Annotated in this window: 10 protein-coding genes; 5 read left to right on the forward strand and 5 right to left on the reverse strand. The window is 69.6% G+C overall.

Translation table 11 applies throughout. The features are described from left to right. Positions 1 to 106: 106 nt before the first annotated feature. The gene (gene putA / locus SK095_RS20775; RefSeq protein ID WP_320547368.1) at positions 107 to 4,042 is read right to left on the reverse strand and encodes a trifunctional transcriptional regulator/proline dehydrogenase/L-glutamate gamma-semialdehyde dehydrogenase; all 3,936 of its coding nucleotides are present in this window, start codon (positions 4,040 to 4,042) and stop codon (positions 107 to 109) included. Between the two features lie 361 nt (positions 4,043 to 4,403). On the opposite strand from putA, the gene putP reads away from it, so the two are divergent. The 3 genes from putP to SK095_RS20790 all read left to right on the forward strand — a co-directional run bounded on the left by putP (position 4,404) and on the right by SK095_RS20790 (position 8,050). Next, on the forward strand, positions 4,404 to 5,897 hold the full coding sequence (putP, locus tag SK095_RS20780) for a sodium/proline symporter PutP (RefSeq protein ID WP_320547369.1): 1,494 nt from the start codon (positions 4,404 to 4,406) through the stop codon (positions 5,895 to 5,897). Between the two features lie 166 nt (positions 5,898 to 6,063). Then, complete coding sequence (locus SK095_RS20785) at positions 6,064 to 6,288, forward strand: VF530 family protein (protein ID WP_320547370.1); 225 nt, start codon at positions 6,064 to 6,066, stop codon at positions 6,286 to 6,288. Positions 6,289 to 6,457: 169 nt separating this feature from the next. After that, positions 6,458 to 8,050 (forward strand): sensor domain-containing diguanylate cyclase, encoded by a 1,593-nt coding sequence (locus SK095_RS20790; protein WP_320547371.1) that lies wholly within the window; start codon positions 6,458 to 6,460, stop codon positions 8,048 to 8,050. 7 nt (positions 8,051 to 8,057) lie between these two features. Here SK095_RS20790 and SK095_RS20795 read toward each other — a convergent pair whose 3' ends face one another. Both SK095_RS20795 and SK095_RS20800 read right to left on the reverse strand, forming a co-directional pair. Continuing rightward, positions 8,058 to 9,869: a gamma-glutamyltransferase family protein gene (locus SK095_RS20795; protein WP_320547372.1), complete on the reverse strand. Its 1,812-nt coding sequence runs from the start codon at positions 9,867 to 9,869 to the stop codon at positions 8,058 to 8,060. A gap of 10 nt (positions 9,870 to 9,879) precedes the next feature. Beyond that, a complete protein-coding gene (locus tag SK095_RS20800; protein WP_320547373.1) occupies positions 9,880 to 13,017 on the reverse strand; it encodes a transglycosylase domain-containing protein in 3,138 nt (1,045 codons plus the stop codon). A 165-nt stretch (positions 13,018 to 13,182) separates the two neighbouring features. On the opposite strand from SK095_RS20800, the gene SK095_RS20805 reads away from it, so the two are divergent. Then, entirely contained in the window at positions 13,183 to 14,091 is a 909-nt protein-coding gene (locus SK095_RS20805) for a prenyltransferase (protein WP_320547374.1), read from the forward strand. A 6-nt stretch (positions 14,092 to 14,097) separates the two neighbouring features. Here the strand turns inward: SK095_RS20805 and metR are convergent, their stop codons facing one another. Next, complete coding sequence (gene metR / locus SK095_RS20810; RefSeq protein WP_320547375.1) at positions 14,098 to 15,018, reverse strand: transcriptional regulator MetR; 921 nt, start codon at positions 15,016 to 15,018, stop codon at positions 14,098 to 14,100. Positions 15,019 to 15,215: 197 nt separating this feature from the next. Here metR and metE point away from each other — a divergent pair, with 197 nt between their 5' ends. Beyond that, on the forward strand, positions 15,216 to 17,519 hold the full coding sequence (gene metE, locus SK095_RS20815) for a 5-methyltetrahydropteroyltriglutamate--homocysteine S-methyltransferase (RefSeq protein ID WP_320547376.1): 2,304 nt from the start codon (positions 15,216 to 15,218) through the stop codon (positions 17,517 to 17,519). A 194-nt stretch (positions 17,520 to 17,713) separates the two neighbouring features. On the opposite strand, the gene SK095_RS20820 is transcribed toward metE, so the two are convergent. Beyond that, positions 17,714 to 18,529 (reverse strand): DNA-binding transcriptional regulator, encoded by an 816-nt coding sequence (locus tag SK095_RS20820; protein ID WP_320547377.1) that lies wholly within the window; start codon positions 18,527 to 18,529, stop codon positions 17,714 to 17,716. Positions 18,530 to 18,616 lie beyond the last annotated feature (87 nt).

Below are 18,616 nucleotides of genomic sequence, written 5' to 3' on the forward strand. Positions count from 1 at the left end.
CGGGGCATCGGGGAGGGGCGGAGGGCGCCGGTGCGGCGCGGCGGGGCCGGGCCGGAAGTGCGACCGCCGGCGCAAGGCCGGCGGTCGTCAGCAGGGCAGGGAGGGATCAGCCGATAGTCATCAGGCTGGCGTTGCCGCCGGCGGCGGCGGTGTTGACGCTCAGGGCGTGCTCGATCAGCAGGCGCTCCAGCGGGATGTCGGTGTCGCCCCGGCCCAGGCCGTTGACGCCGACGATCGCCCCCGGGCGCTTGGCGGCCAGCTGGCAGACCTCGCGCAGCTGGTCGGAGTCGCCGTGGTGGAGGATGGCGTCGAAGCCCAGCTCGCAGGAGGCCCAGTCGCCGACCAGCTGGATGCGCTGCTGGACCGCCAGGGGCAGCTGGGCGAGCAGCTTGCGGCTGGCGGCGTTGTCCGCCCACAGCACGCGACAGCCCACCGCGAGCACGGCGGCCAGCTGGGCGAGCAGGTCGCCCTCGTCGTCGGCCAGGCACAGCACCCGCTCGCGCGGCAGCAGGCTGTAGGTGTTGCGCTCGCCGGTCGGGCCGCTCAGCACCTGGGTCAGGCCGCTCTGCGCCAGGCTGGCGTAGCGCTCGGCCAGCGCGGCGAGTTCGGGCTGCTGCTTGCGCGCCCATTCCAGCAGGGCCGGGAAGGCCGGGCCGCGGGCGTCCGCGCGCTGCCCCTCGCCGTCCTGCAGCTGGCGGCTGACCGCGTCCTGCGGACGGGTGGCGAGCAGGCGGTACAGGTACAGCGGGCCGCCGGCCTTCGGGCCGGTGCCGGACAGGCCCTCGCCGCCGAACGGCTGCACGCCGACCACTGCGCCGACCATGTTGCGGTTGACGTAGAGGTTGCCGACGCGGGCCGAGTCGACCACCTGGGCGATGGTCTCGTCGATGCGGGTGTGCACGCCCAGGGTCAGGCCGTAGCCGCTGGCGTTGATCGAATCGAGCAGGGTGGCCAGCTCGGCGCGAGGGTAGCGCACCACGTGCAGCACCGGGCCGAAGATCTCGCGCTTGAGTTCGTCGAAGCTCTCCAGCTCGATCAGGGTCGGCATCACGAAGGTGCCGCGCCGGATGTCCGCGCCGTTGGCGCGAGACAGCTGGTGCACCTTGCGGCCCTTGTCGCGCATGGCCTGGATGTGCCGCTCGATGTTGGCCTTGGCCTCTTCGTCGATCACCGGACCGATGTCGGTGTCGAGGCGCTCCGGGTTGCCCAGGCTGTACTCGGCCATGGCGCCCTTGAGCATCGCCAGCACGCGGTCGGCGACGTCCTCCTGCACGCACAGCACGCGCAGCGCCGAGCAGCGCTGGCCGGCGCTGTCGAAGGCGGAGGCGATAACGTCGACCACCACCTGCTCGGTGAGCGCCGAGGAGTCGACGATCATGGCGTTCTGTCCGCCGGTCTCGGCGATCAGCGGGATGGTGCGGCCCTGGGCGTCGAGACGGCCGGCGAGGTTGCGCTGGATGATCCCGGCGACCTCGGTGGAGCCGGTGAACATCACCCCGCGGATGCGCTCGTCGGCGATCAGTGCGGCGCCCACGGTCTCGCCGCGGCCCGGCAGCAGCTGCACGGCGCCGGCCGGCACGCCGGCCTCGAGGAGGATGCGCACCGCCTGGGCGGCGATCAGCGGGGTCTGCTCGGCCGGCTTGGCCAGCACGGTGTTGCCGGCGGCCAGCGCCGCGGCCACCTGACCGCTGAAGATCGCCAGCGGGAAGTTCCACGGGCTGATGCACACCACCGGGCCCAGCGGGCGGTGGCTGTCGTTGGAGAAGTGGTTGCGCGCCTGCGCGGCGTAGTAGCGCAGGAAGTCGACCGCCTCGCGCACCTCGGCGATGGCGTTGGCGAAGGTCTTGCCGGACTCGCGGACCAAGAGGCCCATCAGCTGCTGGATCTCGGCCTCCATCTGGTCGGCGGCGCGCTCCAGCACGGCGGCGCGCTCGGCCGGCAGGGTGGACTGCCAGATCTGCCCGCTGGACACCGCGCACAGCACGGCGCTGCGCACGTCCGCCACGCTGGCCTCGAACACCTGGCCGACCACGTCGCGGTGGTCGGCGGGGTTCCTCACCGGCTGCGCCTCGCCGGGCGCCGCGGCGTCGCAGCCGAGCAGCGGCTGGGCGCGGTATTCGTTGTTGACGCTGGCCAGCAGCGCCGAGGACAGCGAGCCGAGACGGTGCTCATTGGCCAGGTCGATGCCGCTGGAGTTGACCCGCGCCTCGCCGTACAGAGTGCGCGGCAGCGGGATGCGCGGATGCGGCAGGCCGAGGGTGCCTTCCTGGGCGGCCATCTGCTCGACCTGCACCACCGGGTCCTCGACCAGGTCCTTCAGCGAGATGCTGTGGTCGGCGATGCGGTTGACGAACGAGGTGTTGGCGCCGTTCTCCAGCAGGCGGCGCACCAGGTAGGCCAGCAGCGTCTCGTGGCTGCCCACCGGCGCGTAGATGCGGCACGGACGGTTCAGCTTGCCGTCGGCGACCTTGCCGACCACCTGCTCGTAGAGCGGCTCGCCCATGCCGTGCAGGCACTGGAACTCGTACTGGCCGGGGTAGTAGTTCTGCCCGGCGAGGTTGTAGATGGCCGCCAGCGAGTGGGCGTTGTGGGTGGCGAACTGCGGGTAGATCGCCTCCGGCACCGCCAGCAGCTTGCGCGCGCAGGCGATGTAGGACAGGTCGGTGTACGGCTTGCGGGTGTACACCGGGAAGCCCTCCAGGCCCTCGACCTGGGCGCGCTTGATCTCGCTGTCCCAGTAGGCGCCCTTGACCAGGCGGATCATCAGGCGGTGGCGGCTGCGCTTGGCCAGGTCGATGACGTAGTCGATCACGTACGGGCAGCGCTTCTGGTAGGCCTGGATGACGAAGCCGATGCCGTTCCAGCCGGCCAGCGACGGCTCGAAGCACAGGCGCTCGAGCAGGTCCAGCGACAGCTCCAGGCGGTCGGCCTCCTCGGCGTCGATGTTGATGCCGATGTCGTACTGCCTGGCCAGCTGGGTCAGACCGAGCAGGGTCGGGTACAGCTCCTCCATCACCCGCTCGTACTGGGCGCGGCTGTAGCGCGGGTGCAGCGCGGACAGCTTGATGGAGATGCCCGGGCCCTCGTAGATGCCGCGGCCGTGGGAGGCCTTGCCGATGGCGTGGATGGCCTGCTCGTAGGACGCCAGGTAGCGCTTGGCGTCCTCCTCGGTCAGCGCCGCCTCGCCGAGCATGTCGTAGGAGTAGCGGAAGCCCTTGGCCTCCAGGCTGGCGGCGTTGGCCAGCGCCTCGGCGATGGTCTCGCCAGTGACGAACTGCTCGCCCATCAGGCGCATGGCCATGTCCACGCCCTTGCGGATCACCGGCTCGCCGCTCTTGCCGATGATGCGGTTCAGGGCGGCGGTCATGCCGCTCTCGGTGTGGGTGGACACCAGCTTGCCGGTGATCAGCAGGCCCCAGCTCGCCGCGTTGACGAACATCGACGGGCTCTGGCCCAGGTGCTGGCTCCAGTTGCCGTTGCTGATCTTGTCGCGGATCAGCGCGTCGCGGGTGGCCTTGTCGGGGATGCGCAGCAGCGCCTCGGCCAGGCACATCAGCGCCACGCCCTCCTGCGAGGACAGCGAGAACTCCTGCAGAAGGCCCTGCACCAGGCCCTGACGACCGCCGGCGCTCTTCTGGTTGCGCAGCTTCTCGGCGAGGTTCAGCGCCAGCTTCTGGCTGGCCTCGGACAGCTCGCGGGGCATGCGCGCCTGCTCGAGGAGCATCGGCACCGCCTCGGTTTCCGGGCGGCGGTAGGCGGCGGTGATCGAGGCGCGCAGCACCGACTGCGGCAGGATGCTCTCGGCGAAGTCGAGGAACACCTGCAGGCCCTGTTCGGTCAGCGCCTCCAGCGGCTCCTCGCCGGCGGCGACGGCGAGGCCGTTGTGCTCGGCCGGGGTCATGCCGCTCTCGATCTGCTCGAGGTAGCTGAAGATCGCCTGCTTGATCAGCCAGTGCGGGGTACGGTCGATGCGCTGGGCGGCCTGCTTGAGGCGTTCGCGGGTGGCTTCGTCGAGTTTGACGCCGAGAGTGGTGGTGGCCATGGCTTGTCCTATATTTGGGTGAAGCGCTGCAAAGCACATGGAAGATTAAACACGAAAAAATGCAAGGTGCAACCCGGTGCAACCTGTAGGCCTTTCAAGGCGACGAGCGTAGTGGTTGGTGGGGTGTGGAGTGTTACTTTTCTGCACTGCGGCGGGGTGAGGCGGGATGAAAATGCTACAAAAAGGAGCAATTTAGGCTTTTCTTCCTCGAATCGGCAAAAAAGTAAAACCTTCTGCCGGAAATTGGTTGCACCTTTCACTGGGCTTTGCCTAGATTATCGTCATCGAGGGTGCAACCCGGTTATCCGGGGTGGCAGTCGAACGAGTTCCAGACCAATAACAACCGCATGGGATCCCCCTCATGAGCATGACCAACCCGACCCTGATCACCTTCGTGATCTACATCGCGGCGATGGTGCTGATCGGTTTCATCGCCTATCGCTCCACCAACAACCTTTCCGACTACATCCTCGGCGGGCGCAGCCTCGGCAGCTTCGTCACCGCGCTGTCCGCCGGCGCCTCCGACATGAGCGGCTGGCTGCTGATGGGCCTGCCCGGCGCGGTCTACCTGTCCGGCCTGTCGGAGAGCTGGATCGCCATCGGCCTGATCGTCGGCGCCTACCTCAACTGGCTGTTCGTCGCCGGCCGCCTGCGCGTGCAGACCGAGCACAACGGCAACGCCCTGACCCTGCCGGACTACTTCACCAACCGCTTCGAGGACAACAGCCGCGTGCTGCGCATCTTCTCCGCGGTGGTGATCCTGGTGTTCTTCACCATCTACTGCGCCTCCGGCGTGGTCGCCGGCGCGCGCCTGTTCGAGAGCACCTTCGGCATCTCCTACGAGACCGCGCTGTGGGCCGGCGCCGCCGCCACCATCGCCTACACCTTCGTCGGCGGCTTCCTCGCGGTGAGCTGGACCGACACCGTGCAGGCCAGCCTGATGATCTTCGCGCTGATCCTCACCCCGATCATCGTCATGGTCGCCACCGGCGGCATCGATCCGACCTTCGCCGCCATCGAGCTGAAGGACGCCACCAGCTTCGACATGCTCAAGGGCGCCAGCTTCATCGGCGTGATCTCGCTGATGGCCTGGGGCCTGGGCTATTTCGGCCAGCCGCACATCCTGGCGCGCTTCATGGCTGCCGACTCGGTCAAGTCGATCCCCAACGCCCGCCGCATCTCCATGGCCTGGATGATCTTCTGCCTGGCCGGCGCGGTGGCCGTGGGCTTCTTCGGCATCGCCTACTTCTCCGCCCATCCGGAGCTGGGCGTGGCGGTCAACGAGAACCCCGAGCGCGTGTTCATCGAACTGGCGAAGATCCTGTTCAACCCGTGGGTCGCCGGCGTGCTGCTCTCCGCCATCCTCGCCGCGGTGATGTCGACCCTCAGCTGCCAGCTGCTGGTCTGCTCCAGTGCCCTGACCGAGGACTTCTACAAGGCCTTCTTCCGCAAGGGCGCCAGCCAGACCGAGCTGGTCTGGGTCGGCCGCGCCATGGTGCTGCTGGTCGCGGTGATCGCCATCGCCATCGCCTCCAACCCGGAGAGCAAGGTGCTCGGCCTGGTGTCCTACGCCTGGGCCGGCTTCGGCGCCGCCTTCGGCCCGGTGGTGATCTTCTCCCTGCTGTGGAAGGGCATGACCCGCAACGGCGCGCTGGCCGGCATGCTGCTCGGCGCGGTGACCGTGGTGCTGTGGAAGAACTTCTTCGGCTGGACCGGCCTGTACGAGATCATCCCGGGCTTCATCCTCTGCACCCTGGGCATCCTGATCTTCAGCCGCATCGGCAGCGCGCCGTCGGCCGCCATGCTCAAGCGCTTCGACGAGGCCGAGAAGGAATACCGCGACGCCCACATCTGATTAGCTAGCGGACCCGGTCGCTCCCCTCAGTGCGGCCGGAACCGTCAACCAGGCACGGACCCTGTCCGTGTTTTCAGCCCGCGTTATGGCAGACGCGGGCTTTTTTTATTCGCCGCCAGGCCCCTGCGCTATGCTGCGCGGCTCCTTTCCTCTGCACGGGCCGACCATGACCGACACCCCGAAGAATCCGCTGCACGGCGTCACCCTCGAAGCCCTGCTCACCGAACTGGTGGCGCACTACGGCTGGGACGGTCTCGCCCAGCGCATCGACATCCGCTGCTTCAAGGCCAATCCCAGCATCAAGTCGAGCCTGACCTTCCTGCGCCGCACGCCCTGGGCGCGGGAGAAGGTCGAGGCGCTCTACGTGCGCCTGCCGCGCGAAAAGCGCTGAGGGCGGTGCTGCCGCATATTTCACGGTGCCGTAGGGTATGCAGGCGATGATCCAGGTGCGGGGGGCATGACCGACCTTCGCTGCTATGTTGTTGGCACATTTTTTAAGGTGCTTTATTGCGCGTAGAATGCCGCCCCTTTCCATTGCCAGGGACTTGGAGGCTTCGCGCATGTCCGTTGCACCTTTATTTCGTGTGGATCTGCGCCGGTTGATCCTGCTGCTGGCAATCCTCAGCGCGCTGGTGACTCTGACCAATAGTTTGTATGCCAGCTACCGCGTGCAGCGCCAGATGCTGATCGACAACACGCTGGAAAGTAACCACGCCTATGCGGCCAAGCTGGCCGGCAGCGTCGGCGACTTCCTCGACTCTGCCCAGCAGCAACTGGCCTACAGCGCCGAGCTGCTGGCCACGCGCTACGACGATGCGGCCTACCTGGATGCCGAGGCCCAGAGGCTGCGCCTGCAGACCGACAGCTTCAACTCTGTAGCGTTCGTCGATGCCACGGGGCGGGTGCTGGCCACCTCGCCCGATACCTTGCAGATCCTCGGGCGCCAGCTGGATACGCCCGGCGCCGTCGAGGCGCTGCGCGAGCGCCGGCCGCTGGTCAGCGCGCCCTACCTGTCGCTACGTGGCAACCTGCTGGTGTTCATTTCCCATCCGGTGCGCGATCCTGCCGGCCGCTACCTGGGTTACATCGGCGGCACCATTTACCTCAAGCAGACCAGCATCCTCAACCGGCTGATCGGCGAGCACTACCATCGCGACGGCTCCTACCTGTACGTGGTCGATGCCAACCGGCGCCTGCTCTACCACCCGCAGCCCGAGCGAGTCGGCACCCAGGTGGGCGACAACCCGGTGATCGATGCGGTGATCGCCGGTGGGGAGGGGAACATGCGCGTGTATAACAGCCAGGGCATCGATGTGCTGGCCGGCTATGCCGGCGTACCGCAGGCGGGCTGGGGCATCGTCGCCCAGCGCCCGACCGCGGCGACCCTGGCCGGGCTCGATGGCCTGATGCTCGGCGTACTGCGCAATATCCTGCCGCTGGCGCTGCTGACCGCACTGTGCATCTGGTGGTTCGCCCGGCTGATCTCGCGGCCCTTGTGGCAACTGGCCGATAGCGCCCGAGACATGGATCGACCTGGCACCGCCGCGCGCATCGAGGGGGTGCGCTCCTGGTATTTCGAATCATCCGAACTCAAGCGCGCCATGCTGGTCGGCATCGGCCTGCTGCACGGCACTATCGGCCGGCTGCGCCGCGATGTGCAGACCGATCCGCTGACCGGGCTGCACAACCGCCGCGGGCTGGAACTGGCCGTCGCGCTGTGGCGCGGCGAGCAGCGCCCCTTCGCTGTGGTGGCGCTGGATATCGATCACTTCAAGCGGGTCAACGACAACCACGGCCACGATGTCGGCGACCGCGTGCTGCAGGAGCTGGCACGCCTGATGGGCGAGTCTTCCCGCGAGAGCGACGTGCTGTGCCGGGTCGGCGGCGAGGAGTTCCTGATGCTGCTACCCAACGCCAGCGTCGAGGTGGCCACGCAGGTGGCCGAGCGCCTGCGTGCCTTGGTCGAGCAAACGCTGATCGAACCGGTCGGCCGGATCACCATCTCTCTCGGCGTTGCGCACTGGCCGCAGGACGGCAGCGGCATCGATCAGGTGCTCAAGTGCGCCGACGAAATGCTCTACCGCGCCAAGCAGCAGGGTCGCAACCGGGTCGAGACGGCCGGCGCGCGGCAGTCGTCCACCACGCAGGCCTGAAGGCGCCTCACTCGCCCAGCACCACGCCCTCGCGGCGTGGATCGGCGCCGCCGAACCAGCCGCGGGCATTGCGCTGGATGGCCTGCAGGCCGCTGGGCAGCTCGCCTTCGCTGACCTGGTGGCCCCTGGCGCGCAGGGCGTCGAGGGTGGCCGGGGGGAAACGCCCGGCCTCCAGCACGGTCGGGCCGTTGAAGTTGGTGAAGTTGGGCAGGTCGATGGCGCGCTGGGCGTCCAGCCGCCACTGGTAGAGGCCGAGCAGGGTCTTGGCATTGAAGTGGATGATCCCCGCGCCACCAGGTGCGCCCAGGCTGGCCAGCAGTCGGCCGCCTTTCGCGTCGAACACCAGGGTCGGGCTCATGCTCGAGCGCGGGCGCTTGCCCGGCTCGACGCGGTTGGCCACCGGCCGGCCTTCGCCGTCGCGCGGGGCCAGGGCGAAGTCGGTGAGCTGGTTGTTGAGCAGGAAGCCGCCGGGCAGGCCGCTGCCGCCGTCGCTGAGCAGGCGGGCGCCGAAGGCCTGTTCGATGCTGCTGGTCATCGCCAGCGCGTTGCCGCGGGCGTCGACGATGCTGATGTGGCTGGTGCCGTACTCCTCCTGATCCGCCTGCGGCGCCCAGGCCAGCGGCGCGCCGCCGGGCACGCCGTGGCTGGCGCTGGCCATGCTGCGCTCGCCGATCAGGCTGGCGCGCTGCTTGAGGTAGGCGGGGGCCAGCAGGCTGCGCCAGTCGCCGGCCGGCGGCTGCACGAAGGCGGGGTCGGCGAGGTACTGGGCGCGGTCGGCGAAGGCCAGCTTGGCCGCCTCGCTGTAGCGGTGCAGGAATTCGGCCGAGGGGCGGCCGTCTTCCAGCGGCGGAACAGGCTTCGGCAACTGTTCGAGCAGGCCGAGGATCTGCATCTGGGTGATCAGCCCGGAGGAGGGCGGCGGAAAGCCGCACACCCGGTACTGCGCCAGCCACAGCTGGCACAGCGCCTCGCGGCGCAGCGGCCGGTAGGCCTGCAGGTCGGCCAGTTGCAGGCGGCCGGGGTTGCCGGGATGCTGGCGCACCCGCCGGACGATGTCGCGGGCGACCGCCCCCTGGTAGAAGGCCGCGCTGCCGTCGCGGGCGATGTCGCGCAGCACCGCGGCCAGTGCCGGATTGCGCAGGACGTGACCGACCGGCAGCGGCGAGCCGTCGGCCCGGTAGTAGAAGGCAGCCGCGGCCGGATCGCGGCGCAGGTGCGCGTCGGCGGCGAGCAACTGGTGCAGGCGCGGGCTGACCGCGAAGCCCTGCTCGGCCAGCTCGATGGCCGGCGCGAACAGCGTTGCCCAGGGCAGGCGGCCATGGGCGCGGTGCGCCGCCTCGAGCATCTTCAGTACGCCGGGCACGCCCACCGCGCGGCCGCCGACCACCGCCTCCATGAAGGCCATCGGCCGGCCCCCGGCAGTCAGGAACAGTGCCTCGTCGGCGGCCTGCGGGGCGGTCTCGCGGCCGTCCCAGGCGTCCAGCCGCTGGCCGTCCCAGTGCAGCAGGAAGGCGCCGCCGCCCAGGCCGCTGGACTGCGGCTCGACCAGGCCGAGCACCATCTGCACGGCGATCGCGGCGTCCAGCGCACTGCCACCGGCGGCGAGGATCTGCCGGCCGGCCTCGGCAGCCAGCGGGTTGGCGGCGGCCACCGCCTGGCGCTGCAGCTGCCAGCCCGGCTTGGCCTGCCAGCCGCTGGCCGCCTCCGGCTGGGACGGGCGGGGCAAGGGTTCGGGGCTCGGCTGGTGGGTGCAGGCTGCGACGAGCAGGCCGAGGCTCAGGCCGAGCGCACGGCGCAGCCCGGGAAGGCTGGGGATCACGGAGGCTTCCTTATCGGTGGTTCTGCAGGGCGTGCAGGCGCGGTTCGACGCTGGCCTCTCGCTCCGGTGCGTGGCAGGCGGTGGCCTCGGCCAGCAGGTAGGGCTGCAGCAGCGGCAGCATGCCCTTGAGGGCCTGCACCGGCAGCGCCGAGGTGAAGCGGAAGCGCGCGGACTTCTCGCCGGCGACATAGGCGGTGAGGGTACCGAAGTGGCGCGGGCCGAGGAAGAACACGAAGGTGGCGGTGCGGTTGCGTGCCGTCGAACTGGTCACCCAGCCGCTGCGCGTCACCGTCTCGATGCGGTTGTCGCCGGTGCCGGTCTTGCCGCCGACCACCATCGGCTGGCCATCCTGCTGTTGCAGCACGCCCTTGAGCCGGCGAGCGGTGCCGTTCTCCACCACGTCGGCGAGTGCGCTGCGCAGGGCGGCGGCCACTTCCGGACGCATCACCCGTTCGCCGCTGGTCTGCTGGCGCTCCAGGCGGGTCTCGTAGGGCGTGGCGATGGCGAAGTCGAGGTTGTCGATGCGCACGGTCGGCAGGCGCATGCCGTCGTTCTGGATGATGCCCATCAGTTCGGCCAGCGCCGCCGGGCGGTCGCCCGAGCTGCCCAGCGCGCTGGCCAGCGACGGCACCATGTGGTCGAACGGGAAGCCGAGCCTGGCCCAGCGCTGGTGCAGGTCGGTGAATGCCTCGACCTCGATCATGGTGCGCATGCGGCTGTCGCGGGCGCTGCGGTGGCGGCTCTTGAACAGCCAGCCATAGACCTCCTGGCGCTCGTCGCGGCTGGCGGCGACCACCTCGTCGAACTTGGCCTGCGGGTTCTGCATGCGATAGCTGATCAGCCACAGCTCCAGCGGGTGCACCCGGGCGATGTAGCCCTGGTCCGGCAGGTTGAAGGCGTCCGGACCGTAGCGGTAGTACTGTTCCTCGAGCTTCTTCGGCGGCGGCATCTGCTTGCCGAGGTGGGTCTTCATCACCTGGCGGAACTCCTCCAGGCTGGCATCGGGGTAGAGGTAGCGGTGGATCGCGGCCAGGCGCGACGGGTACAGGCTGAGCCCCTCGATCAGGGTGTCGAACATCTCCTGGGGCGCCTTGTCGCGATACTTGCGCCAGAAGCGCAGCAGGAACACCGTGCCCTCCTTGTCGGCGAAGCGGGTCAGGTATTCCTGGCGCGGCGGGTACTGGTCGTCGGTGAGCATCTGCACGCTGTTGGGCATCTGGTAGGTGCTGTAGCGCACCACGTCGCGCAGGATGCGCACGAACGGCAGGTTGAGCGACTCGCGCAGCGATTCGCGCACCGTGGCCATGCGGCCGTTGTCCTCGCGGCGGAAGTTGCTGAACACATGGGCGCCGCCGCCGGTGAAGAAGGTCTCGCCGGGGCTGGCCGAGTACTTGCGATCCAGTGCGGCGTCGAGCATCTGCGTCAGGCTGGCCTGCGGATTGGCCCGCAGCCAGTCCAGCGCCCAGAGGCTGAGGTTGTCGCGCTCGTTGGCTTCCTGGTACAGCCGGCGCAGCTCGGCGGGCGTCTTGCCGGAATTTTTCTGGTGCAGTTCGGCGACCATCTCCAGGTAGGTGGCGAGCACCCGCAGCTTGGCGGTGGAGCCCAGCTCCAGCTTGCTGCCCTCGTTGATGTCGAACGGCTGGCCGGTGGTGTCGGTCTGCACGCGCACGCGGTTGCCGTTGGCGCCGCGCTCGAACAGGGTGAAGCTGTAGCGCACGTCGGCGGTCAGTTCGGGGCTGAGCAGGCGCTCGCCGAACAGTCCGACCTGCTCGGCGACGGCCGGGTCGGCGAGTTTCTCGAGGTAGTCGCTGACCGCCTGCTGCAGCGGCTGATTCAGCGTGGCGTCGACCGACAGGTCGAGGCGGTCGAGGTCGTACAGCGGCAGGCCGAGGCTGCGCACCAGGCGGGTGCGGATGGCGTTGATGCCCTTGTCGGAGGCCACCGGCGGCAGCGCCGGGTCGGTGGCCGGATTGCGGAAGCTCAGCTGCTGGCCCAGCGCGGCATCGCGCAGCGCCGGGGTGATCACCCCGGCGCCGGCCAGCACGCGCAGATGGCTGTCGGTCAGCTCGGCCAGTTCGGCGCGGCCGTCGGTGAGGTACCAGGACGGCCGGCGCTGGGCGATCATCAGGGCCAGCACCTGGCGCAGGGCCAGGCCCTGTTCGGCGAGGGTGACGTCCTCGCCGCCGGCCAGCGCGCGGTTGGCCTGGGCGAAGTCGGCGCCGAACCATACCCACAGCCCGTCGCCCAGCCCGTGCACCTCGCCGTAGCCGGCGGCGGCCGACAGCGGCACGCTGTTGATGTAGTCGTGGACGATCTGCCGGCGCAGCGGCAGGGTCGAGCTGCCGTCGCGGTAGGCGCGGATGCTCGCCGAGAGCATCTGGCGCAGTTTCTCCGGCGCGTTGGGCGTGCGCCCCTCCGGCGAGTGGCGGAACTTCTCGATCTGCGTGGCCAGGGTGCTGCCGCCGGCGCTGTCGGTGTCGGCGTGCAGCCGGCTGGCCAGCTGGGTCCAGGCCGCCATGGCGAAGCGCGGCCAGTCCACCGCCGGGTTCTGCTGCGGCTGGTCGGTATCGAGCAGGTGGCGGTTCTCGATGAACAGCAGGCTGGCCACCGCCAGCGGCGGGATGTCGCGGAAGCGGTCATAGTGGCGCTGCGGGTGGCGGAAGCCGAACATCGGCTGGCCGCGGCAGTCGGTGATGTCCAGCCCGGCGTGGGTCTTCTCGCGGTAGGGCGGGTACAGGCCGCGGTCGGTGTAGTCCAGCAGCGCCGGCGAGAAGCGTGCCTGGCGCTCCACCACGAAGCCCTGGGCGCTCAGGCGGCGGATGAACTCGGGCAGGCCGACGTAGCCCAGGCGCTGGTCGAAGGGGCCTTGCGAGGGAAAGCGGATGGCGTCGCTGGGGCCGGGCTCGACCTGATACTTGAGTCGCGCCGACCAGTCGCCGAGCAGGCGCGCCTGCCATTCGGAGGTGCGCGCCTCGCGCGCCGCCAGCCAGCCGATACCCACAGCCGCGGCCAGCAGCAGCACGGAAAAGCCTGCGCGTACGCGCCAGATGCGGCGTCTGCTCGCCGCCGGGGCCCGGTAACGCTGAGGCGACGCCACCGCGTCTGCAACTTCAGCAACTGCGGATGAGGACTGCTCGGGGGCACCCATGGCGGTACTGTCCGTGAAGAGGTTATATCGCGTACGAGCAAAAGCTTAGTCGCATTCGCCACCATGCGCCTGCGAGGTGCGGCACAGCACGCTATGATGCCGGCCTTCTGGCATCCCGGGCGGCCTCGCCGGGCCGGGAGCCTATCGACCGACAGGAGAGCAGGGATGGCAGGCAGGTGGGACTGGCTGGGGGTGATTCGCGGGCGTTTCCTGGTCCTGGCGCTGACCTGCGTGGCCCTCGGCATCGCCGTGGCGCTGCAGTCGCGCATGCTGGATGGCGCCTTCGTGGTCGACGCCCTGCTGGTGCTGCTCGGCGCCCTGGCCGCCCATGCCGCGGTCAACGCCCTCAACGAGTACGGCGACTACCGCAGCGGCCTCGACCTGCGCACCGAACGCACCCCGTTCAGCGGCGGCAGCGGCACCCTGGTCGCCGCTCCGCAGCACCTGGGCCGGGCGCTGGGCCTCGGCCTCGGCGGCGTGGCGCTGAGCGCCGCCATCGGCCTGTACTTCCTGCTGCGCCAGCCGGCGCTGCTCTGGCAGCTGGCGCCGCTCGGCGCGGTGGGCCTGGCGCTGGTGCTCGCCTACACCCCCTGGCTGACCCGCCGGCCCTGGCTGTGCCTGCTGGCGCCGGGCCTGGGCTTCGGCCCGCTGATGGTGCTCGGCACCCAGAGTGTCCTCGCCGGACAGCTCGGCACGAGCGCCGCGCTGCTCGCGCTGGTGCCGTTCTGCCTGTGCAACAACCTGCTGCTGCTCAACCAGTTCCCCGACATCGACGCCGACCGCAGCGTCGGCCGCCTGACCCTGCCGATGCTGCTCGGTCGCCAGCGCGCGGTGAACGTGCTCGGCGCGCAGTGGCTGCTGGCCTTCGCCGGCCTGCTGGGCTGTGTGCTGGCCGGATGGGTGCCGGCCGGCGCCGCCCTCGGTCTGCTCGGCGCCGTGCCGGCGCTGCGCGCCTGGCGATTGCTGCGCCGCGATGCCGAGTCCCCGGACAGCCTGCTGCCGGCGATGGGGCTGAACGTGGCGGTCAGCGTGGCGACGCCGCTGCTGATGGCGGTGGGGATGCTGGTCTTCTGACCCGCCTCAGCCGCGCGCCGCACTCACCCCCTCGAGGGTGGCGAACGAGGTGTCCTTGGCGGTGAGCAAAAAATCGCGCATGAACGGCGCATCCAGCATGTCGGCGCGAATGCCGGCGTAGAGGGTGGCGTACAGGCCCTTTTCGCCGAGCTTCTTCGCCGTCACGTAGCCGCGCGAGCTGTACTCGTGCAGCGCCCAGTTGGGCAGGCAGCACACGCCGCGGCCGCTGGCCACCAGCTGCAGCATCATCACCGTCAGCTCGGCGGTGCGCACCCCGGCTGGCTCGACGTCGGCCGGGTCGAGGAAGCGGGTGAAGATGTCCAGGCGGTCGCGTTCGACCGGGTAGTGGATCAGCGTCTCGCCAGACAGGTCTTCCGCGGTGACATACGGCTTGCCGGCCAGCGGGTGCTGGTTGGCCACCGCCAGCTGCGCCTCGTAGGTGAACAGCGGCACGTAGGTGATGCCGGCCAGCTCCACCGGATCGGAGGTGACCACCAGGTCCAGATCGCCGCGCGCCAGCGCCGGCAGCGGGGCGAAGGAGAAGCCCGAAGCGAGGTCGAGCTCCACCTCGGGCCAGGCGTCGCGGAACTGGTCGATGGTCGGCATCAGCCACTGGAAGCAGCTGTGGCACTCGATGGCCATGTGCAGCCGACCCGCGGTGCCGCCGGCGAGACGCGCCAGGTCGCGCTCGGCGCTGCGCAGCTGCGGCAGCACCGCGTCGGCCAGCTGCAGCAGGCGCAGGCCGGCGCTGGTGAAGCGCACCGGCTTGGTCTTGCGCACGAACAGCGGCAGGCCGAGGCGCTCCTCCAGCTCCTTGAACTGGTGGGAGAGGGCGGACTGGGTCAGGTGCAGGCGCTCGGCGGCCTCCACCAGGCTGTCGGATTCGCGCAGGGCGTGCAGGGTCTTCAGGTGGCGCAGTTCGATCATGGCGGCCTCGGCGGGGTGGGAGGTGCGCACGGCGCACCCTACAGAGTGGCGGCGTTGGGCGTAGGGTGCGCCATGCGCACCAGTCTGACCTGTGGGTGTCGTGAGTAAAATTGTAGATCATCACGAATATATTGAGTTTGTCTCATGTGGTGGTGGCTGTCGACAATGACCGTCATCACCAACACGGAGACAGACAAATGGCATTGGCGCACACCCTCGGCTTCCCGCGTATCGGCCGCGACCGCGAGCTGAAGAAGGCCCTCGAGGCCTACTGGAAGGGCGAGCTGGACGAGGCCGGGCTGCGCGCGGTGGGCCGCCAGCTGCGCGCCGCGCACTGGCAGCTGCAGCAGGACGCCGGCATCGAGCTGCTGCCGGTCGGCGACTTCGCCTGGTACGACCAGGTGCTCAACCACTCCTTGATGTTCGGCGTGGTGCCCGAGCGCTTCCGTGGCGCCGACGGCCGCGTCACCCTCGACACCCTGTTCGCCATGGCCCGCGGCGCCAGTGGCGGCTGCTGCGGCGGTGGCGGTGCGCAGGCACTGGAGATGACCAAGTGGTTCGACACCAACTACCACTACCTGGTCCCCGAGTTCAGCCGCGACCAAGAGTTCCGCCTGAGCTGGGAGCAGCTGTTCGAGGAGGTCGCCGAGGCCCGTGAACTGGGCCATGCGGTCAAGCCGGTGCTGATCGGCCCGCTGACCTACCTGTGGCTGGGCAAGGTGCGCGGCGACGAGTTCGACAAGCTGGAACTGCTCGAGCGCCTGCTGCCGGTGTACGGCGAGGTGCTCGGCCGCCTGGCCGGCCTCGGTGTGGAGTGGGTGCAGATCGACGAGCCGATCCTCGGTCTCGACCTGCCGCAGGACTGGAAGAGCGCCTTCGAGCGCGCCTACAACCTGCTGCAGGCGCCGACTCCGCAGAAGCTCTTGACCACCTACTTCGCCGGCCTGGAGGACAACCTCGGCCTGGCCGCCAACCTGCCGGTGGCCGGCCTGCACATCGACCTGGTGCGCGCACCCGAGCAGTTCCCGGCGATTCTCGACCGCCTGCCGGCCTACAAGGTGCTGTCGCTCGGCGTGGTCAACGGCCGCAACGTCTGGCGCTGCGACCTGGAGCAAGCTCTTGAGGTGCTGCGCGAGGCGCAGGCGCGAGTGGGCGAGCGCCTGTGGGTGGCTCCGTCCTGCTCGCTGCTGCACAGCCCGGTGGATCTGAACCGCGAGGACCGCCTGGATGCCGAGCTGAAGGGCTGGCTGGCCTTCGCCGTGCAGAAGTGCGAGGAGGTGGCGCTGCTGGCCCGCGCCATCAACCATCCCGAGGATGCCCTGGTGCAGGCCGCGCTGGGCGACAGTCGCGCGGTGCAGCAGGCGCGTGCCCAGTCGCCGCGCATCCACGATCCGGCGGTGCAGGCCCGTCTGGCGCAGGTGGTGCCGGCCGACAGCCGCCGCGCCAGCCCGTTCGCCGAACGCATCGTGCAGCAGCGTGCGCGCCTCGATCTGCCGGCGTTCCCGACCACCACCATCGGCTCCTTCCCGCAGACCGCGGCGATCCGTCTGGCGCGCCAGTCGTACAAGCTGGGCAAGCTCGGCGAGGCCGACTACACCGAGGCCATGCAGGCCGAGATCCGCCATGCGGTGAGCGTACAGGAGAAGCTGGGGCTGGACGTGCTGGTGCACGGCGAGGCCGAGCGCAACGACATGGTCGAGTACTTCGCCGAGCAGCTCGACGGCTACGCCTTCACCCGCTTCGGCTGGGTGCAGAGCTATGGCTCGCGCTGCGTCAAGCCGGCGATCATCTATGGCGACCTGAGCCGGCCGCGGCCGATGACCGTGGAGTGGATCCGCTACGCGCAGAGCCTGACCGCCAAGCCGATGAAGGGCATGCTGACCGGCCCGGTGACCATGCTGATGTGGTCGTTCCCGCGCGAGGACGTCAGCCGCGAGGTGCAGGCGCGCCAGCTGGCGCTGGCGATCCGCGACGAGGTGCAGGACCTGGAAGCGGCCGGCATCCGGATCATCCAGATCGACGAGGCGGCGTTCCGCGAGGGCCTGCCGCTGCGCCGCGGTGCCTGGCAGCACTACCTGGACTGGGCGGTGGAGGCCTTCCGCCTGTGCGCCAGCGGGGTGGATGACGCCACGCAGATCCACACCCACATGTGCTACAGCGAGTTCAACGACGTGATCGAGGCCATCGCGGCGATGGACGCCGACGTGATCACCATCGAGACCTCGCGCTCGCAGATGGAGCTGCTGGAGGCCTTCGAGGCGTTCGAGTATCCCAACGAGATCGGCCCGGGCGTCTACGACATCCACTCGCCGCGGGTACCGACGGTGGCGGAGATGGTCGCGCTGCTGGAGAAGGCGGCGGAGCGCATCCCCGCCGAGCGGCTGTGGGTCAACCCCGACTGCGGCCTGAAGACCCGCGGCTGGGCGGAGACCCTCAAGGCGCTGGAGCACATGGTCAGTGCGGCGCAGCAGCTGCGCGGCAAGGCGCAGGCGGCGGCGTAGGAGCCGACTCGATCGTTCCCACGCTCCAGCGTGGGAACGACATGCCGGGCGCTCCTGCGCCCCGGTCGATCACGACGGATGCACGCGCCGGCTGATGGTGGACAACGCTGCGCGATTGTCCAGCCTGCGCCTGGCCCCGATTCGTAGGGTAGAAGACTCGCGCAGCGATCTTCTACCAGTCTCCAGCGCTGGGCTCAGGACAGCACCGGCCCGGCCTGCTCGCGTTCGCGGATGCCCTGTTCGATGGTGGCGGCGACCCGCTGCAGCGCCGGCAGGTAGCGCTGGGCGGCCTGCTCGATGGTCATCGCCTTGAGCACGTAGACCAGGTTGAGGCAGCCGTAGACCCGCTGTTCGCCGCAGATCGGCACGGCGATGGAGGCGATGCGCTCCTCGGTGTTCCAGCTGCCATAGTTCTCGCCGTAGCCGCGGTGACGGGTGCGGCGCAGCAGGTTGTCCAGCGCCACCGGGTTGCGCGCCAGACAGCTTTCCTCGTCGTCGCGCTTGGCCAGTAGCTCGACGATGCGCTCGCGCTCGGCCTCCGGGCAGAACGCCAGGTAGGCCAGGCCGGTGGCGGTGATCAGCATCGGCAGGCGGCGGCCGACCATCGAGCGGTGGAACGACAGCCGGCTGAAGCGGTGGGTGGTCTCGCGCACCACCATGGCGTCGACGTCCAGGGTGCACAGGTCGGTCGGCCAGTGCACCTCCTGCAGCAGCTCGGCCAAGAGCGGCGCGCCCAGCTCGGAAATCCACTGCTCGTCGCGGAAGCCCTCGCTCAGTTCGCGCACCTTGAGGTTGAGGCGGAAGCTGTCGTCCGACTCGCTGCGCCGCACGTAGCCTTCGTCCTGCAGGGTCTCCAGCAGGCGGCGCACGGTGGTGCGGTGCAGGCCGGTCAGCTCGGCCAGCTTCGCCGGGCTGGCGCCGCCGTCCACCCGGTTGAGGGCGTTGAGGATCTGCAGGCCGCGGGTCAGGCCGCGGACGGTCTTGTATTCGGTTTCGCGCGTGCTGCTCATCTTGCGGTTACCAGGAGGCCGGTCCGGTTTGCCGATATTCAACCACGCCGGCCGCGTGCCGGCCCAGCGTCCGGGCGCGTCGCGCCG

It is taken from the genome of Pseudomonas sp. AN-1, from assembly GCF_034057115.1.
Lineage (GTDB): Bacteria > Pseudomonadota > Gammaproteobacteria > Pseudomonadales > Pseudomonadaceae > Geopseudomonas.